The 18024-nt window shown below is 72.0% G+C and carries 15 protein-coding genes; 9 read left to right on the plus strand and 6 right to left on the minus strand.

What is annotated here, in order from left to right; all coding sequences use genetic code 11:
• Positions 1-107 precede the first annotated feature (107 nt).
• Entirely contained in the window at positions 108-620 is a 513-nt protein-coding gene (locus OG985_RS25800; protein WP_371670710.1) for an EF-hand domain-containing protein, read from the plus strand.
• Here OG985_RS25800 and OG985_RS25805 read toward each other — a convergent pair.
• On the minus strand, positions 604-2157 hold the full coding sequence (locus OG985_RS25805; protein ID WP_371670711.1) for a class I adenylate-forming enzyme family protein: 1554 nt from the start codon (positions 2155-2157) through the stop codon (positions 604-606). The genes OG985_RS25800 and OG985_RS25805 overlap by 17 nt on opposite strands.
• A 169-nt stretch (positions 2158-2326) precedes the next feature.
• On the opposite strand from OG985_RS25805, the gene OG985_RS25810 reads away from it, so the two are divergent.
• The 4 genes from OG985_RS25810 (at position 2327) to OG985_RS25825 (ending at position 6862) form a co-directional block, all read left to right on the plus strand.
• Positions 2327-3520: an amidohydrolase family protein gene (locus OG985_RS25810; RefSeq protein ID WP_371670712.1), complete on the plus strand. Its 1194-nt coding sequence runs from the start codon at positions 2327-2329 to the stop codon at positions 3518-3520.
• Entirely contained in the window at positions 3520-4692 is a 1173-nt protein-coding gene (locus OG985_RS25815; RefSeq protein WP_371670713.1) for an acyl-CoA dehydrogenase, read from the plus strand. Before OG985_RS25810 ends, OG985_RS25815 begins: the two co-directional genes overlap by 1 nt.
• 8 nt (positions 4693-4700) lie before the next feature.
• The gene (locus OG985_RS25820) at positions 4701-5849 is read left to right on the plus strand and encodes an acyl-CoA dehydrogenase family protein (RefSeq protein WP_371670714.1); all 1149 of its coding nucleotides are present in this window, start codon (positions 4701-4703) and stop codon (positions 5847-5849) included.
• A gap of 518 nt (positions 5850-6367) precedes the next feature.
• Positions 6368-6862 carry an ATP-binding protein gene (locus OG985_RS25825; RefSeq protein WP_371674493.1) on the plus strand — a complete coding sequence of 165 codons (495 nt, stop codon included), beginning with the start codon at positions 6368-6370 and terminating at the stop codon, positions 6860-6862.
• A gap of 588 nt (positions 6863-7450) precedes the next feature.
• Here OG985_RS25825 and OG985_RS25830 read toward each other — a convergent pair.
• On the minus strand, positions 7451-8386 hold the full coding sequence (locus OG985_RS25830) for a cyclase family protein (protein ID WP_371670715.1): 936 nt from the start codon (positions 8384-8386) through the stop codon (positions 7451-7453).
• Positions 8387-8469: 83 nt separating this feature from the next.
• Between OG985_RS25830 and OG985_RS25835 the strand changes: the two genes are divergently transcribed.
• The 3 genes from OG985_RS25835 (at position 8470) to OG985_RS25845 (ending at position 11655) form a co-directional block, all read left to right on the plus strand.
• A complete protein-coding gene (locus tag OG985_RS25835; RefSeq protein WP_371670716.1) occupies positions 8470-9381 on the plus strand; it encodes an SDR family oxidoreductase in 912 nt (303 codons plus the stop codon).
• A 72-nt stretch (positions 9382-9453) separates the two neighbouring features.
• Positions 9454-10593, plus strand: a complete 1140-nt coding sequence (locus OG985_RS25840; RefSeq protein WP_371670717.1) for an acyl-CoA dehydrogenase family protein — start codon at positions 9454-9456, stop codon at positions 10591-10593.
• Positions 10594-10605: 12 nt separating this feature from the next.
• Complete coding sequence (locus tag OG985_RS25845) at positions 10606-11655, plus strand: Zn-dependent alcohol dehydrogenase (protein ID WP_371670718.1); 1050 nt, start codon at positions 10606-10608, stop codon at positions 11653-11655.
• Positions 11656-11707: 52 nt separating this feature from the next.
• On the opposite strand, the gene OG985_RS25850 is transcribed toward OG985_RS25845, so the two are convergent.
• A complete protein-coding gene (locus OG985_RS25850) occupies positions 11708-12763 on the minus strand; it encodes a GlxA family transcriptional regulator (protein ID WP_371670719.1) in 1056 nt (351 codons plus the stop codon).
• 71 nt (positions 12764-12834) lie between these two features.
• On the opposite strand from OG985_RS25850, the gene OG985_RS25855 reads away from it, so the two are divergent.
• On the plus strand, positions 12835-14151 hold the full coding sequence (locus OG985_RS25855; RefSeq protein WP_371670720.1) for an MFS transporter: 1317 nt from the start codon (positions 12835-12837) through the stop codon (positions 14149-14151).
• 25 nt (positions 14152-14176) lie between these two features.
• Here OG985_RS25855 and OG985_RS25860 read toward each other — a convergent pair whose 3' ends face one another.
• The 3 genes from OG985_RS25860 to OG985_RS25870 form a co-directional block, all read right to left on the minus strand.
• Positions 14177-14785 (minus strand): flavin reductase family protein, encoded by a 609-nt coding sequence (locus OG985_RS25860; RefSeq protein ID WP_371674494.1) that lies wholly within the window; start codon positions 14783-14785, stop codon positions 14177-14179.
• Between the two features lie 42 nt (positions 14786-14827).
• On the minus strand, positions 14828-15658 hold the full coding sequence (locus OG985_RS25865; RefSeq protein WP_371670721.1) for an enoyl-CoA hydratase/isomerase family protein: 831 nt from the start codon (positions 15656-15658) through the stop codon (positions 14828-14830).
• A gap of 76 nt (positions 15659-15734) precedes the next feature.
• A complete protein-coding gene (locus OG985_RS25870) occupies positions 15735-17978 on the minus strand; it encodes an acetate--CoA ligase family protein (protein WP_371670722.1) in 2244 nt (747 codons plus the stop codon).
• Positions 17979-18024 lie beyond the last annotated feature (46 nt).

Raw genomic sequence — 18024 nt, forward strand, 5'->3', positions numbered from 1 at the left:
ATTCCCCCGGTCTTGGCACAAGCGTCGTTTTCCGCTCCCGGACAGCCGTCGGCGTCGTACGCTCCGTGCCAGACGCACCCCACGTGACGTAAGGCGGCACGAAAGACATGGTCAGCAGCGAGTACGAGCGCAAGATCGCCGCCCGGTTCGCCACCTTCGACCAGGACGGCAACGGCTACATCGACCGCGCCGACTTCAGCGTGGCGGCCAAGGCGCTGCTCGCGGAGTTCGGTACGGCGGCCCGGTCCGACAAGGGACAGGCCCTGTATGTCGGCGCGGAGGCGTTCTGGCAGGGCATGGCGGGAATAGCGGACCGGGACGGCGACCAGCGGATCACCCGGGAGGAGTTCGTGAACGGCGCGGTCAAGCGCCTGCGCGACAACACGGACCGGTTCGCCGAGATCGCCCGCCCCTTCCTGCACGCGGCGCTCGCCGTCGCGGACGCGGACGGGGACGGCCGGGCCACCGTCGCGGACACCGTACGGGTGCTCACGGCCCTCGGCGCGAGTGAGGAGACCGCGCGGGAGGCGGCCGCCGTCCTCGACACGGACGCGGACGGCAAGGTCGGCGAGACGGAGGTCGTGACGGCGTTCGCCCGCTACTTCACGGTTCCCGAGTAGCGGTTCGCGAGTCGGTTGCTGAGCCGGTCCCCGGGCCGGTCCCCGAATAGCGTTCGCGCAGCTTGTACTTGAGTACCTTCCGCAGGGTGTCGCCCCGCGGAAGGGCGTCCACCACCTCCAGCCGCTCCGGCAGCTTGTGCACGGCCAGCCCCGCGGCGCGCAGATACGAGGTCATCCCGTCCCGCGTCAGCTCCGCCGCCCCCGGCTCCCGTTCCACCACCGCGCAGACCAGTTCCCCGCGCTCGGTGTCCGGCAGCCCGACGACGGCCACGTCGGCGACGGCGGGATGGCCGTGCAGCAGGTCCTCGATCTCCTTCGCCGAGATGTTCTCTCCCTTGCGGATGATCACGTCCTTGAGCCGGCCGGTCAGCACCAGGTGCCCGCTGTCGGTGAGGTGTCCGAGGTCGCCGGTGCGCAGGAACCCGTCCCCGTCGAAGGCCTCCGCGGTCTGCGCCGGGTCCAGGTAGCCCTGGCAGACGGCCTCTCCGCGCAGCCGCACCTCGCCGTCCACGATCCGTATCTCCATTCCCTCCGGCGGCCGTCCCTCGGTCGTCGCCAGGTTCTCGGCGCTGTCGTCCGGCGCGCCCATCGTGATCATCGGCACCTCGGTCATGCCGTATCCGTGGGTGAGCCGTACGCCCATCTCCCGTTCGACGCAGTGGTGGAGCTCCGGCGGCTTGGGTGCCCCGCCGCCCGCGAGCAGCCGGAGGGTCGGGATCACCTTCGACTCCGGCCGTCTGCGCTGCTCGGCCAGGAACATCGAGTAGAACGCCGTCGACCCGCCCGCCACGGTGACTCCGTGCCTGCGGTAGCCGTCCAGCGAGGCAGGCAGCGAGAACTGCTCGAACAGCACCGCGGGAAAGCCGTACAGCAGCAGCATCACCGTGTAGTCGGGGCCGCCGATGTGGGCGTAGGGGAAGGCGATCGAGCCGACGTCGGCGGCCGTGGGGCGCAGTGCGTGCGCGAGGCAGGAGCCGCCCGCGATCAGTGAACGGTCCGTGTGCAGGACTCCCTTGGGGTCGGAGGTCGTGCCCGAGGTCCAGTAGATCCAGCGGACGGACGTGCCCTCGTCGGGCGGGGCGGGCAGCACCCGCGGATCTCCCTCGGGCAGCACGTCGTACGCCTCGAAGACGCCCTTCGCGCCCAGTCGCCGCGCCATCTCCGTGTGGTCGAAGCCCCGCCACAGGCCCGGCACCGCGAAGAACTCCGCCTTCGACTCGCGCAGTACGAACCCGACCTCGCGGTCCCGGTGGAAGGGGATGACCGGGGTCTGGACGGCGCCGAGGCGGGCCAGCGCGAAGGACAGCAGCACCGTTTCGACGCGGGTGGGCAGCTGCCAGGCGACGACCGTGCCGGGGCGTACGCCCATGTCGTACAGCCCGGCCGCGACCCGCTCGGAGCGGTCGCGCAGCTCGCCGAAGCTCAGCGTGCGCTCGTCCTGGTGGAAGACGGGGTGGTCGGGGGTGAGGCCGGCGCGGCGGGTGACCAGTTCCCAGAGGGTGCGGGAGGAATCCAGGGCGTGAGCGGTGTCGTTCATGACGGGCACCTTCTTCTGCGGCTCGACTCGCTCGCTGACCTGACGACACGTCAGATCGTGCCGAGAGCGTAGGGCTCGCCGCCTTGTCGGTCCAGGGGTCCGGGAGTAGCGTCCCTGTGGCGCGGTATCTGACGGGCCATCAGATATGTATCTCCGGCGGAGGGGACCCATGACCGAACTGCCCCGCATCATCAGCGTCGACGACCACGTGATCGAGCCCGCGCACCTCTTCGAGACGTGGCTGCCGAGGAAGTACCGGGAGCGCGGACCGCAACCCCTCACCGCGGGCATCGGCGAACTCGCCTACGTCGCGGGCAAGTACCAGATCACGATGGACCCGGACGGTCCGCCCACGGACTGGTGGATCTACGAGGACCTGAAGTTCCCGTACAAGCGCAACATCGCCGCCGTCGGCTTCGACCGCGACGAGATGACCCTGGAGGGGATCACGCGCGCCGAGATGCGGCGCGGCTGCTGGGACCCGAAGGAACGCCTGGCCGACATGGACCTCAACCACGTCGAGGCCTCCCTGTGCTTCCCGACCTTCCCCCGCTTCTGCGGACAGACCTTCGCCGAGGCGCACGACAAGGAGGTCGCGCTGGCCTGCGTGCGCGCCTACAACGACTGGATGGTCGACGAGTGGTGCGGTGACAGTGGCGGGCGGCTGATCCCGCTGTGCCTGATCCCGCTGTGGGACGTGGAGCTCGCGGTCGCGGAGATCCGGCGCAACGCCGCGCGCGGGGTGAAGGCGGTGACCTTCTCCGAGATCCCCACCTACCTCGGCCTGCCCTCCATCCACTCGGGCTACTGGGACCCCTTCTTCGCGGTCTGCCAGGAGACCGGGACCGTGGTGAACATGCACATCGGGTCGTCCTCGCAGATGCCGGCCGCCTCCCCGGACGCGCCGCCCGCCGTCCAGGCCTCGCTCTCCTTCAACAACGCGATGGCCTCGATGATGGACTTCCTCTTCAGCGGCGTCCTCGTGAAGTTCCCGCGCCTCAAACTGGCCTACTCCGAGGGGCAGATGGGCTGGATCCCGTACGCCCTGGAGCGCGCCGACGACGTGTGGGAGGAGCACCGGGCGTGGGGCGGGGTCCGAGACACGATCCCTGAGCCGCCCTCCACGTACTACTACCGGCAGATGTTCTGCTGCTTCTTCCGCGACAAGCACGGCGTGGCCTCGCTGGACGTCGTCGGGCGCGACAACGCCACCTTCGAGACCGACTACCCGCACGTCGACTCGACCTTCCCGCACACCAAGGAGGTCGCCCTCGACCATGTGAAGGGCCTCGACGACGAGACGGTCCACAAGCTGATGCGCGGCAACGCCATCCGCATGCTGGAACTCGACCTGGACGACTAGTGGACCTCGCCCACACGCCCGAGGAGGAGGAGTTCCGCGTCCGGTTGCGGGAGTGGCTGGCCAAGGTGCTGCCCGCGCTCCCGCCGAAACCGTCCCCCGACGACTGGCCCGCGCGCCGGGCCTACGACCTCGGCTGGCAGAGGATGCTCCACGACGCGGGGTACGCCGGTCTGCACTGGCCCGTCGACGCGGGCGGCCGGGGAGCGACCCCCACCCAGCACCTGATCTTTCTCGAGGAGACCGAGAAGGCGGGCGCGCCCTACGTCGGGGCCAACTTCGTCGGACTGCTGCACGCCGGCCCGACCATCGCGGCCGAGGGCACCGCCGCGCAACGGGCCCGCTGGCTGCCGCCCGTCCTGCGCGGCGAGGAGGTCTGGTGCCAGGGCTTCAGTGAACCGGACGCCGGGAGCGACCTCGCGGCGCTGCGCACCCGCGCGCGCAGGGACGGCGACCACTACGTGGTCAACGGGTCCAAGATCTGGACCTCGCACGCCGAAGTCGCCGACTGGTGCGAACTGCTGGTGCGCACCGATCCCGACGCCCCCAGACACCGCGGGATCACCTGGCTGGCCATGCCGATGGACGCGCCCGGCATCACCGTACGGCCGCTCAGGACCCTGGCCGGCTCGGCGGAGTTCGCCGAGGTGTTCCTCGACGACGTCCGGGTGCCGGTGGCGAACCGGGTCGGGGACGAGAACGACGGCTGGCGCGTCACGATGGTGACGCTCTCCTTCGAGCGCGGCACGGCCTTCGTGGGCGAGGTCGTGGCGTGCCGCCGGGTGCTGGCCGAACTCGCGGTCGCCGCACGGCAGAACGGCCACTGGGACGATCCGGTGCTCCGGCGGCGACTGGGCAGGCTGAACGCCGAGTTCCGGGCGCTGTGGCGGCTGACGCAGTGGAACGTGAGCGAGGCGGAGGCGAGCGGCGGAGGGACGGGCGGCGGAGGCGTGCCCGGGGTGGGCGGCTCGGTCTTCAAGCTGAGGTACTCGCACGCCCGGCAGGAGCTGTACGACGCCGCCGCCGACGTGCTCGGACCCGACTCCCTCGACCTCGACCGGCCGTGGGTGCTCGACCGGCTGTCCGCACTGTCGTACACCATCGCGGCCGGCACCTCGCAGATCCAGCGGAACATCGTGGCCGAGCGCATCCTCGGCCTGCCGAAGGGACGGTGACGGCGAGGATGAGATTCCGGCTCACCGACGACCAGCGGGCACTGCGGGACGGCGTACGGGGACTGCTGGCCCGCCGTTTCGACGGCGCGGCGCTGCGGACCGCGGCCGACGCTCCCGGCCTGGACCGGTCACTGTGGCGGGAGCTCGGCGCGGCCGGGTTCTTCGCGCTGCGGCTGCCGGAGCGGGACGGCGGGGTCGGACTCGGACTGCCGGAGACGGTGTTGGCCTTCGAGGAGGCGGGACGGGTCCTGCTGCCCGGACCGCTGGTGGCCACACACCTCGCGGCGGGGAAGGTGGCGGGCGCGGCCGGCGGGGAGACGGTCGTGACGGCCGTCCTCGGCGGGCTGGTGGAGTGGCTGGCGGGGGCGGACGTCGTCCAGGGGGACGCGGAGGGAGCCGTACCACTGCGGTCGGTGGATCCGCTGACTCCGGTGCATCGGGTTCCTCGGGTTCCCAAGTTTTCGCGAAGGGTTGCCGAGGCGGCGGGGGTGCCGGTGCCGCCCGCGGTGGCCGATGGGGCGGACGCGGTGTCCCGAGCCGGGGCGGCGGCGACTGATGCCGGCGGGGTGTCCGGAGCCGGGGCGGCGGCGACTGATGCCGGCGGGGTGTCCGGAGCCTGGGCGGTGACCGGTGCCGACGGGGTGTCCGGAGCCGGGGCGGCGGTGACCGGTGCCGGCGGGGTGTCCGGTGCCGGCGGGGTGTCCGGAGCCGGCGGGGTGTCCGAAGTCGACGTGGTGACCGGTGTCGACCCCGTCGCCGTGCTCCTCACCGCCGCCGAGCAGTTGGGCACGGCCGGCCGCACCTGTGAGCTGGCGGTGCAACACGCCCGGACCCGGGAACAGTTCGGGCGGCCGATCGGGGCGTTCCAGGCCGTCAAGCACCTGTGCGCCGGGATGCTCGTACGGACGGAGGTGGCCCGTGCCGCCGTCTACGCGGCAGCCGTCACCGTGGAGCCGGCGGACATCGCGGCGGCCCGGCTGCTGGCCGACGAGGCCGCCGTGCGCGGCGCCCGTGACTGCCTCCAGGTGCACGGCGGAATGGGGTTCACCTGGGAGTCCGAAGTGCATCTGCATCTGAAGCGGGCCTGGGTCCGGGCACGGCGTTGCGGTGCGGTCACGGAGAGTGAAGAGCTGCTCGCGGCCGATCTGCTGGCGTGAGGAGCGCGGGGCCCGCCTGGTCTGCGGTGTCGGGGATCCGGCGGGAACGAATGTTGCGGATTGTGGCGTACCGGAATGACGGAGCGTCGATATCGGGTTGTGTCCTAGGCGTGACTCGTCACGTCCTGGAGTCGGCGGCGTGCTCCGGTACCTTGTGTGGGATGCGAGTGGTTCCGAGCACGAGCCATGCCGGTGTCGCCTCCGAGGCGCCTCCGGATCCGGCGGTGCGCGCCGCTCCTCGCCCGGTGGGAGGGCCTGTGGCCCCCGCCTGTTCGACTCCCCGCAACGAGCGTCGCACAGTATCCCGCACGGGTACTCCTTCGCGCTGGAATATGCCCGAAGCGCTTGTTGGGGTGACTGTACGTCAACCATGCTGTCTCGTAAGGGACTCACGTTCAGTGACCCTGGCTCTGGCCGTTGTTCTGGTCATGCAAAAAATGGCTACGATCGTGGCCCTCGTGAGGCGCGAGGCTATGTGTCCGCCGGTTCGGATGGTGTGAGCGGTGCAGGTGCTCCAAGTGCAGCTGGAAGTCCGGCCCGACCCCGCTGAGGTGGGGCGAGCGCGGCGGTGGGCCCGCTCCCGGCTCGCCGGGTCCGGAATAGAGGCCGACGAACCACTCGCCGAGACCCTGATCCTGCTCGTCTCCGAACTGGTCACCAACGCCGTGGTGCACACCGGCTGTCCGGCCGTACTGCGTCTGTCCCTGCCCGGCGGGACGGAGGGACCGGCCACCGTACGCCTCGAAGTGGCCGACACCAGCGGCCGGGCCCCGGTGCCCCGGTGCGCGGACGGCGAGGAGACCGGCGGCCGTGGCCTCGCCCTCGTCGACGGCCTCGCCGACCGCTGGGGCTGGAGCCCCGAAGGGGCGGGCAAGCGCATCTGGTGCGAACTCGACCGCTGTACGCGGCCGCAGGACCCGGCCGCCGCCTACGGAAGCGGAGCGACGGCCTCGGCGACTTCGACCGCCTCGGCGGCTTCGGCGTACGAGGGGCTGGCGTTCGAGGCCGTCTAGGGGCCGCAGCCGGCTGCCGCCTGCTGCCTGCCCTCGCGGTCCGTCGTCCGCCTCCGCCGTCCGTTCGTCCGTTGCCCGCGGTCCGTCGCCCGCGCAGGGTAGGTGCGGCGTGTACGGCGTGCGGTACGGCACGGACAAGCTTCGTGCGCGGTGGCGCGGCGTGGTTGGGGCACGGATGCGGTGGGCCGGAGAATCCTGTGCCGGGCGAGCAGCGATGCGCCGGGACGTGCTTCTGTGCGCGCCCATGGCAAATAGGGCATAAGTGATAAATCTCCGAGCAGGTGTTGACGTGACCTGTCCGTTTGATCACGCTTGTGGTCAGCGATTCGCCGCGAGGGGACGGCGAGGGTTCCGGTGACGGGAACCCTCGGCGAGCGTGGGTCGTGATTCGGCGTCGACTCCCTCGGGGCCAGGCGGAGGTGACGGGGAGGGTGCGCCGGAGTCGGATGGCGGTGCGCGATGCCGTGCTCGGGGCGGGTGGGGGGCACTTGCCGGCCGGGCGCGGACGGGAGTGGGGGTGGCGCACCGCCGCCCGACGCATGGTGCGGGCGGGGAGGGTTCCCGGCGCGGACAGGGCCGGGTGCCACTTCACAGAACGGCGACGGGTGCCACCGGGGTTCCGGTCGCGCCGACGAAGGGTTCGGGCATCGCCGACAGCAGGAACGCGTACCGGCCCTCTTGTCCACAGGCTGTGGACAACTTTTCGAGATTCCAGTTCTGGCCCTGTAGCATCCCCATCTCCACGAGGTCGAGCGCGTGCACGGGCAGCCACAAGTCGTCTATCTCGGGCGGAAATATCTCAAAGGTGAGCGTGTCGTTCGCGACCGCCGCGACGTCACGCGCGTGGAACCACTCCGGGGTGCCGATCGACAGCCCCGGTGACGGATAGCCGTACGCGTCCCTGTCGCCCGCGAGGTAGACCTGGATCTGCCCGGTCCGTACGAGCACGATGTCGCCGGCACGCACCCGTGTTCCGGCGAGTTCCTCGGCCGCCTCCAGGTCCTCCGTGGTGACGGCGTGGCCGCCGGTGAGCCGGTCCACGCCTCGCGCGCGTGCCACGTCGAGCAGCACCCCGCGCGAGACGATGTGCCGCGCCTTGTCGATGCCGCTGAACTCGGCGCCGCCGTGCGGGGTGATGGTGTCGGCCGGGCGGCCGTTGTAGAGCCGGCCCGAGTGCGAGACGTGGGTGAGCGCGTCCCAGTGGGTGGCGGCCTGCAGTCCCATGGTCACGGCGTCGTCGCTGCACGCCACGGTGCCGGGGCCGAAGATCTCCTGGTTGATCTGCACCATCGCGTGCAGGGGGTTGATCCGCCCCGGGATCATCCCGGTCTGCACGCCGTCCTGGCGGAGCGGGAGGGCGAGGGGGACGCGGCGGCCCGTCCGGACGCACGCGGCGGCCTCGCGGACGACCTCGTCGGTGATCAGGTTGAGGGTGCCGATCTCGTCGTCCGCCCCCCAACGCCCCCAGTTGTTGACGCGCTTGGCGATGTCCTGGAACGCGGGATGGAGCGCTGGCGGCGACATCTGTCCTCCCCGGGGCTTGTCTCCGGCCGTCTGCCGGGACATAAAATCTAACGGTCCGTCAGAAACCGCGGGAAGGGGCCGGCGTGGGGAACTTCTTGGCAGGCAGGGTCGTCGCCGTGACCGGCGCCGGGCGGGGCATCGGCCGCGCGGTCGCGCTGGCCGCGGCGGCCGAGGGCGCGCGGGTCGTCGTCAACGACTACGGGGTGGCGGTGGACGGCGCGTCACCGACCAGCGAGGTCGCCGAGGCCGTCGTCAAGGAGATCGTGGCGGCGGGCGGGGACGCCGTCGCGGTCGCCGACGACGTCTCCACGATGGCGGGCGGGCAGCGCGTCGTGGACGTGGCGCTGTCGTCGTACGGACGGCTCGACGGAGTCGTGTGCGTGGCCGGGATCCTGCGCGAGCGGATGCTGTTCAACATGGCCGAGGAGGAGTGGGACCCGGTCGTGGCGACGCACCTCAAGGGCACGTTCACCGTGTTCCGGGCCGCGTCGGCGGTGATGCGCACGCAGCGCGCGGGCACGTTGATCGGCTTCACCAGCGGCAACCACCAGGGGTCGGTGTCGCAGGCCAACTACAGCGCCGCGAAGGGCGGGATCATCTCGCTGGTGCGCAGTGCGGCGCTCGGCCTGCACAAGTACGGGGTCACCGCCAACGCGGTCGCGCCGGTCGCGCGGACCCGGATGTCGGCGAACGTTCCCATGGAACTCACCGAGATCGGGGAGCCGGAGGACGTGGCCGCGCTGGTCGTCTACCTGCTGTCGGACCGGGCGCGGGAGGAGCGGATCACCGGCCAGGTGTACACGATCGCGGGTCCGAAGCTCGCGGTGTGGGCCCAGCCGAGGGAACTGCGCGCCGCGTACGCGGAGGGCCCCTGGACCCCGGAGCGGATCGCCGACTTCCTGCCGGGGACCGTGGGCGCGGATCCGATGCCGCTGCTGGAACGGGTGGAGGCGATGGAGCGGGCGGCACGCGAGGGGACGCGGCCGAACACCTAGGCCTGTCGTCCGACGGGTTCGACCCCCGGCGGTGGGGCCCGGGCACCTTTCAGTCAACGTGAGGCGGCAACCGTGGACTTCGGATTCACTCATGAGGACGAGACCTTCCGTGCGGAGGCGAGGACGTGGCTGGCCGCACACGCCGACCCCGACCAGGACCGCCGCACCTGGGAACGCACCCTCGGCAAGGCCGGCTGGATCGGCCTCGGCTGGCCGCGGGACGGCTACGGCAACCGCACCGCCACCCTCACCCAGCAGGTCGCCTGGGCCGAGGAGTACGCCCGCTCGCCCGCACCCCCACGCTCCGGCCACATCGGCGAGAACCTCCTCGCCCCGACCCTCCTCGCGCACGGCACGGACGACCAACGGGCCCGCTTCCTGCCGCCGGTCGCCGCCGGCGAGGAACTCTGGTGCCAGGGCTACAGCGAACCGGGCGCCGGCTCCGACCTGGCCGGCGTGCGCACCACCGCCGTACGCGAACCGCAGGGGACCTGGCGCGTCACCGGGCAGAAGATCTGGACGTCGCTCGCCCACGAGGCGGACTGGTGCTTCGTGCTCGCCAGGACGGAACCCGGGTCGAGCCGCCACCACGGGCTCAGCTTCCTGCTCGTCCCCATGGACCAGCCCGGGCTCATTGACGTGCGGCCCATCCGGCAGCTGACGGGCACCAGCGACTTCAACGAGGTCTTCTTCGACGGCGCCCGCGCGGAGCATGTCGTGGGCGGCGAGGGTGCCGGCTGGCAGGTCGCGATGAGCCTGCTCGGCTTCGAACGCGGGGTCTCCACACTCGCCCAGCAGATCGGCTTCGCGCAGGAACTCGGACGGGTGGTGCGCACGGCCGTCGCGACGGGCGCGGTGCACGATCCCGTCGTACGGGACCGCATCGTCCGCCAGTGGGCCGAACTGCGCACGATGCGGTGGAACTCCCTGCGCACCCTGGGCGGTTCCGGCGACGCGGGCGCGCCCAGCGTGGCCAAGCTGTTGTGGGCCGGCTGGCACCAGCGGCTCGGTGAACTGGCGATGCAGGTGCGGGGGGCGACGGCGGGCGTCGGGCCGGTGGACTGGACGCCCTCGGCGCCGTACGAACTCGACACGTCGCAGCACCTGTTCCTCTTCTCCCGGGCCGACACGATCTACGGCGGCTCGGACCAGATCCAGCGCACGATCATCGCCGAGCGCGTGCTCGGCCTGCCGAGAGAACCCAGGGTCTGAGGGGGCCGTGTGATGCGAGGCGTGCTGTACGACGGGAAGCGGATCGACGTCGTGGACGATCTGGAGGTGCGGGACCCGGGACCCGGTGAGGTGCAGGTCGCCATCGCGGCGGCCGGACTGTGCCACAGCGACCTGTCCGTGGTGGACGGCACCATACCTTTCCCGGTTCCCGTGGTGCTGGGCCATGAGGGTGCGGGTGTCGTCGAAGCAGTGGGTGTGGGCGTCACCCATGTGTCACCCGGCGACCACGTCGCCCTGTCCACGCTCGCGAGCTGCGGCACCTGCGCCGAGTGCGACCGTGGCCGGCCCACGATGTGCCGGAGGGCGATCGGGCGGCCGGGACAGCCCTTCACCCGGGCCGGGCACCCGGTGTACCAGTTCGCCTCCAACTCGGCCTTCGCGGAACGCACGGTGGTCAAGGCGGTCCAGGCGGTGCGCATCGCGAAGGACATCCCGATGCCCTCCGCCGCGCTCATCGGCTGCGGAGTGCTGACCGGGGTGGGCGCCGTGCTCAACCGGGCGAAGGTGGACCGCGGGGACAGCGTGCTGGTGATCGGCACGGGCGGCATCGGGCTCAACGTCCTGCAGGGCGCGCGGATCGCGGGCGCGCTGCGGATCGTCGCCGTGGACGCGAATCCGGCGAAGGAGGCGGCGGCCCGGCAGTTCGGCGCGACCGACTTCCTGACCTCCGCCGAGGGCGTGCGGGACCTCCTGCCCACGGGCGTGGATCACGCCTTCGAGTGCGTCGGCCGCGTCGAGCTGATCCGCCAGGCGATCGACCTGCTTGACCGGCACGGCCAGGCGATCCTCCTCGGCGTCCCCCCGGCGACGGCCGAGGCCTCGTTCCTCGTCTCGTCCATGTACCTGGACAAGTCGATCCTGGGCTGCCGCTACGGCTCCTCCCGCCCCCAGCGCGACATCGCCCTGTACGCAGACCTGTACCGGCAGGGCCGCCTCCTCCTCGACGAGCTGGTCACCAGGACGTACCCGGTGGAGGACTTCGAGAAGGCGACAGCGGACGCGGAGGCGGGCCGGGTGGCCCGGGGGGTGCTGACGTTCTAGTGCCGCGGCAGGCGACGTTTGCGCGGCGGGGCGCACGTTGCCTGCCGGGGCACTAGCCGTGCCGGGCGGCTCCGAGGCGCTGTGGGGTCCCGACGACCCCCGGTCCGCTGTCGCCGGTCCGGAAGGTGCGGCGGTAGGCGGTCGGGGTGACCCCGAGTGCCGTCTGCAGGTGCTGGCGCATCGACTGGGCCGTGCCGAAGCCGGCGTCGCGGGCGATCTGGTCCACCGACAGGTCGGTGGATTCCAGCAGGTGGCGGGCCCGTTCCACGCGCTGCTGGGTGAGCCACTGGCCGGGGCTGACGCCGGTCTCCTCGCGGAAGCGGCGGGTGAAGGTGCGGACCGACATGGCCTCCTGCTCGGCCATGTCCCGCAGCTGGATCGGCTCGTGCAGACGGCCCAGCGCCCAGGCGCGGGCGGTCGTCGTGGTGGCCAGTTGCGGTTCGGGCAGCGGGCGGTGGATGTACTGCGCCTGCCCGCCGTCGCGGTGCGGCGGTACGACGGTGCGGCGGGCCACCTCGTTGGCGACGGCCGTGCCGTGGTCGCGGCGCACCATGTGCAGACACAGGTCGATCCCGGCCGCGACGCCCGCCGAGGTCAGTACGTCGCCGTCGTCGATGAACAGGACGTCCGGATCGACCCTGATCCGTGGGAACAGCCGCTGGAAACGGTCGGCGTCGGCCCAGTGCGTGGCCGCGGGGCGGCCGTCGAGGTGCCCGGCGGCGGCCAGCACGTACCCGCCGGTGCAGATGGCGGTGAGCCGGGTGCCGGGCCGGATCCGGGCGAGGGCGGCGGCCAGTTCGGGGGTGAGGACTCCCTCCTCGTAGACCGGGCCGAGTTCGTACGAGGCCGGGACGACGACGGTGTCCGCGGTGGCCAGGGCCTCCGGCCCGTACCGGACGTCGATCGCGAAGTCGGCGTCCGTCTCGACCGAGCCCGGCGGGCGGATCGAGCAGGTGACGACCTCGTACAGGTGCCGACCCCGGGCGTCCTTGGGACGGCCGAAGATGCGGTGCGGGATGCCCAGTTCGAAGGGGAGGAGTCCGTCGAGGGCGAGGACGACGACGCGGTGCGGGCGGAAGCCGGTGGCCGGTTCGGATGCCGATTGCATGGCCCGATCCTAACGAATGCTGTCCTTCGGGCCACTCGCTCGGACGGCGTCCGAAAAGGAAGCTCTATGGCGTGACCCAGACAACCGACGCCGCGGCCGCCGCGACGGCACCCGAGCCGACCCGATCCCGTCGTATCCACCGCGCCTGGTTCGTCGCCGCCGTCACCTTCGTGACGATCATCGGCGCCGCCGCCTTCCGTTCCCTGCCCGGGCTGCTCATCGACCCGCTGCACGAGGAGTTCGGCTGGTCGCACGGCACGATCGGGGCCGCGGTCTCCATCAACCTCGCGCTGTACGGACTCACCGCTCCCTTCGCGGCCGCGCTCATGGACCGCTTCGGCATCCGGCGGATCGTCGCCGGCGCCCTCACCGTGATCGCGATCGGTTCCGGCCTGACGGTCTGGATGACGGCGGCCTGGCAGCTGCTGCTGTGCTGGGGCCTGCTGGTCGGCCTCGGTTCCGGCTCGATGGCGCTCGCCTTCGCCGCGACGGTCACCAACCGCTGGTTCACCACGCGGCGCGGCCTGGTCACCGGCATCCTCACCGCCGCCTCCGCCTCCGGCCAGCTGATCTTCCTGCCGCTGCTGTCCTGGATGGTGGAGGCGCACGACTGGCGCCCGGCGGCCGTCACGGTGGCCCTCGCCGCCCTCGCGGTCGTCCCCTTCGTGTGGCTGCTGCTGCGCGACCATCCGGCCGACGTGGGCCTCGCGCCGTACGGTGCCGAGGAGTTCGTGCCCAAGCCCGAGCCGGTCACCGGTGCCGCCCGCCGCGCGGTCACCGTCCTGTTCAAGGCCGCCCGCACCGGCCCGTTCTGGCTGCTGGCGGGCACCTTCGCGATCTGCGGCGCCTCCACCAACGGCCTGGTCCAGACCCACTTCGTGCCCGCCGCCCACGACCACGGGATGCCCGTCACCGCGGCGGCCTCGCTGCTCGCGGTCATCGGTGTGTTCGACGTGGTCGGCACGGTGGCCTCGGGCTGGTTCACCGACCGCTACGAACCGCGCCGGCTGCTCGCCGTCTACTACGCGCTGCGCGGCATCTCCCTGCTCTTCCTGCCGATGCTGCTCGCGCCGAGCGTGCGCCCGCCGATGCTCTTCTTCATCGTCTTCTACGGCCTCGACTGGGTCGCCACCGTCCCGCCGACCGTGGCGCTGTGCCGTGAGCAGTACGGCGAGGACAGCGCGATCGTCTTCGGCTGGGTCCTCGCCTCGCACCAGGTCGGCGCCGCGCTCGTGGCCTTCCTCGGCGGCGTGGTACGGGACGTCTTCGGGACGTACGACATGATCTGGTACGCCTCCGGGGCGCTGTGCGCGGCGGCGGCACTGATGGCGCTGGTGATCCGGCGGCGCACGGTCCCGCCCGTGGGGCGACTCGCGGTGGCGGGCTGAGCAGACGGGCCGGTCGACGGGCCGGTCAGATGAAACGGCCCCTGTGGAACAGCAGGGGCCTCGCGTCCCCGGTGCCCGTGCCCAGCGCGTCCACCCGTCCCACCACGATCAGGTGGTCGCCGCCCGTGTGCACCGCGTGGATCGTGCAGTCGATCCACGCGAGCGCGCCCGAGAGGCGCGGGGAGCCCGACACGGGCGCCGCGTCGTAGGCGACGCCGGCGAACTTGTCGGTGCCGCTGACCGCGAAACCGCGGCACAGCTCGCCCTGGTGGGCGCCCAGGACGTTCACGCAGAAGGCGCCCGCGCGCGCGATGCGGGGCCAGGTCGCCGACGTACGGCCGACCATGAAGGCGACCAGGGGCGGATCGAGGGACAGGGAGGAGAACGACTGGCAGGCGAAGCCGGCGGGACCCGCGGCGGCGTCCTCGCCGTCGGCGGCGGGTGCCGTGACCACGGTGACGCCGGTCGCGAAGGTTCCCAGTACCCGTCGGAACTCGGCCGGGGCGAGCGGCGCACGCTCGTCCGCGCGGACGCACCGCAGGTCCGGGCGCGGCAGCGGCTCCACCGGAGCGGGTGTGACCCCGGCCGACCTGAGGTAGCGGACGGCGGCTTCCGCTGTCCCTGCTTGTCCCATCACGTCCCCCATTGAAGCTGACGGGGCGTCAGATGGGAAGGGTCAGCGGCCCCTGTACTCCGGGCTCCGGCGCTCCACGAAGCTCGCCACTCCCTCCCGCGCGTCCGCCGTCGTCATGTTGATCTCCTGCGCGGCCGCTTCGGCGGCGAAGGCGGCGGTGCGGTCGGTGTCGAGGGAGGCGTTGACGAGCTGCTTGGTCAGGGCGAGGGCCCGGGTCGGGCCGGCGGCCAGCCGCTCGGCCCAGGCACGTGCCGTCTTGTCCAGCTCCCCGTCCGCGAGGACGCGGTTGACGAGGCCGAGGCGTTCGGCGTCCGAGGCGGTGAGCGCGTCCCCGAAGAACATCAGCTCCTTCGCCCGCCGCGGGCCGATCAGCCGGGGCAGGAGGTAGGCGCCGCCGCCGTCCGGGACCAGTCCACGGCGCACGAACACCTCGATGAACCGCGCGGACTCCGCCGCGAGTACGAGGTCGCAGGCGAACGCGAGATGGGCACCGAGGCCCGCCGCCGTGCCGTTCACGGCGGCCACCACCGGCTTCTCGCAGTCGAGCACGGCGGCGATCAGGCGCTGGGCGCCGAGGCGGATGGTGCGGGCCACGTCACCGGGCGCCCCTTCCCCGACCCCGGAGGCACCACGCAGGTCCGCGCCCGCGCAGAAGCCGCGACCGCGTCCGGTGAGGACGACGGCCCGTACGTCCGGGTCGGCGGAGGCCTGCGAAAGCAGCAGGACGAGACGTTCACGCAGGTCGGGGGTGAGGGCGTTGAGGGCCTCGGGCCGGTTGAGAGTGATACGGGAGACGTGATTGTCAGTGGCCTGCTGTACCAATGAATCGACGGATTTTTCCGTCGCGACGGACTTTTCGGGGGAGGAAGTCATGGGGGTACTCCGCTTCTTGGCGCCACTGGTCATGACCTGGCCGTCGGCTGTGCTGGCACTGTTGCCTGTCGGGGCACTAGCGCTGTTCGGGGCCCGGTCGGCACACCGCCAGCGCGTCCAGCGCCACCGCTCCCTGCCCTCTGGGCAGGACCATCAGCGGATTGATGTCGAGCTCCGCGAGGTCCTCGCCGAGTTCAAGGGCCATCCGCTCCACCCGCAGGACCACTTCGACGAGCGCGTCGAGATCCGCAGGGGGGCGTCCTCGCACCCCGTCGAGGAGCGCCCGCCCGCGCAGTTCGGCCAGCATGTCCCGCGCCTGCTCCTCACCGAAGGGCGGCACCCGCACGGCCGCGTCCCGCAGCACCTCCACGAGCACCCCGCCGAGGCCGACGGTCACGGTGGGCCCGAACAGCTCGTCATGGGTGACGCCGACGACCATCTCGACCCCCCGCTCCACCATCTGGCACACCAGGACGCCGTCCAGCGCGACACCCTCGTAGCGCGCGATGTCGGTCAGCTCGCGGTAGGCGTCGCGGACCTGGCTGGCCGAGGTCAACCCGATCTTCACCAGGCCCAGTTCGGTCTTGTGGGCGATCTGCGCGCCGGACGCCTTCATCACCACGGGGTAGCCCACCAGACCGGCCGCCCGTACGGCCGCCGCCGCGCTCGTCACCAACTGCTCGCGCGGCACCCGTATGCCGTACGCCCGCAGCAACTGCTTGGCCGCGTGCTCGCTCAGCTGCTGCCCGGGCCGCATCAGCGCCTGCGCCTTGCGGAAGGAGGGCGAGAGGGCGCGGGCCGCCTCGTCGAAGGGGGAGCGGTAGCCGGTCACGAAGCGGTGATGGCCGAGGTAGGCGCGGACGGCGGTGACGCAGTTCGCCGCGGTGCGGAAGGTGGCCACCCGCGAGGAGCCGAGCAGCACCTCGCGGTACGCCGGCTCGGTGCCGACCGGCGACCCCCACACCACGCAGACCAGCTTGTCCGTCCGCTCGGCCGCGTCCACCAGGTCCTGGACGAGCTTGTCGCTCAGCGGCGGGAAGGGTCCGGTGATCGGGCAGATCAGCACGCCCACCTCGGGGTCGTCGAGGATGGCGTCGATGATCTTCCGGCCGCGCCAGTCGCCGACCGGATGGCCGCCGTTGTCGACGGGGTTGGCCACGCTCAGGTACTCGGGTATCCACTGGTGCAGCGCCGCCTGCCGGTCCTGCGACAGCACCGGCAGGTTCAGTCCCGCCCCGGTCGCCAGGTCCGCGAAGTGCGCGCCCGTGCCGCCCGAGATCGAATAGACGACGACCCCGTCGGCGCGGGGCGGCTTCGCCCGGGCCAGCAGGGCGCTGGTGTCCTGGAGTTCGTCGAGCCCGTCGACGCGGATCACGCCGTACTGCCGCATCGCCGCGTCCACCACCGCGTCCGCGCCGGTCAGTTTGCCGGTGTGTGAGGCGGCGGTGCGGGCGCCGGTCTCGGTGCGGCCGACCTTGACGGCGACGACCGGCACCCGGCGCCGGGCGGCGCGGTCGGCGGCGAGCAGGAAGGAGCGGCCGTCCTTCAGTCCCTCGACGTAGCAGGCGATGGCGCCGACCTCCGGCTGCTCGGCGAAGTAGGAGATGAAGTCGGCGGTCTCCAGATCGGCCTCGTTGCCGGTGGGCGCCCAGTGGGAGAGGCGGATGCCGAGTTCCTGGAGGGCGAAGACGGGCCGCCCCTGGTGCCCGGACTGGGTGATCAGGGCGATCGCGGGCCCGTCGAGGTCGTCCCGGAACCGCTCGAAGGCGTTGAGGTTGGTGTTGGGCCCCAGCAGCCGGGTCCCGGACCGTTTCACGGCGGCGGCGAGCCGGGTCTGGGCGGCCGCGCCCTCCTCGCCCGTCTCGGCGAAGCCGGCGGCGAAGACCACCGCGAATTTCACCTTGGCCTCGCCGAGTTCCTCGATCAGCGGGAGCGGGTCGGCAACCAGCAGTACGGCGAGATCGACCTGCTCGGGCAGGTCGGCGACGGAAGGGAGGCAGGGGATGCCGAAGACGGACGGGCGGCTCGGATGCACGGGGTGCAGCCGGGCTCCGACCCGCTCGGCCCAGGCGATCAGCTGCCGGGTGACACCGGTGTTGGGCCGCCCCTCGGCGTCCGAGGCGCCGACGACGGCAACGGATTCGGGCCGGAAGAGGCGGTCCAGATCAGGGACGTCGCAGTACAGCGGCCGACCGCTGACGTCGAGGTCGTCGACGTCGGCAGGTCTGCCGTGGACGGCGGGCCCGGGTTGCTCGCCACAGGCGATGACCCGGGCCCGGCGGGAGTCGGTGGTGAGAGTGCCGTGGGTTGATCCAAGCATCTGTCCGCCCGCTTTTTGTGTGACAGCCGATAACTGACGCTCTGTC

This window comes from Streptomyces sp. NBC_00289, from assembly GCF_041435115.1.
GTDB lineage: Bacteria > Actinomycetota > Actinomycetes > Streptomycetales > Streptomycetaceae > Streptomyces.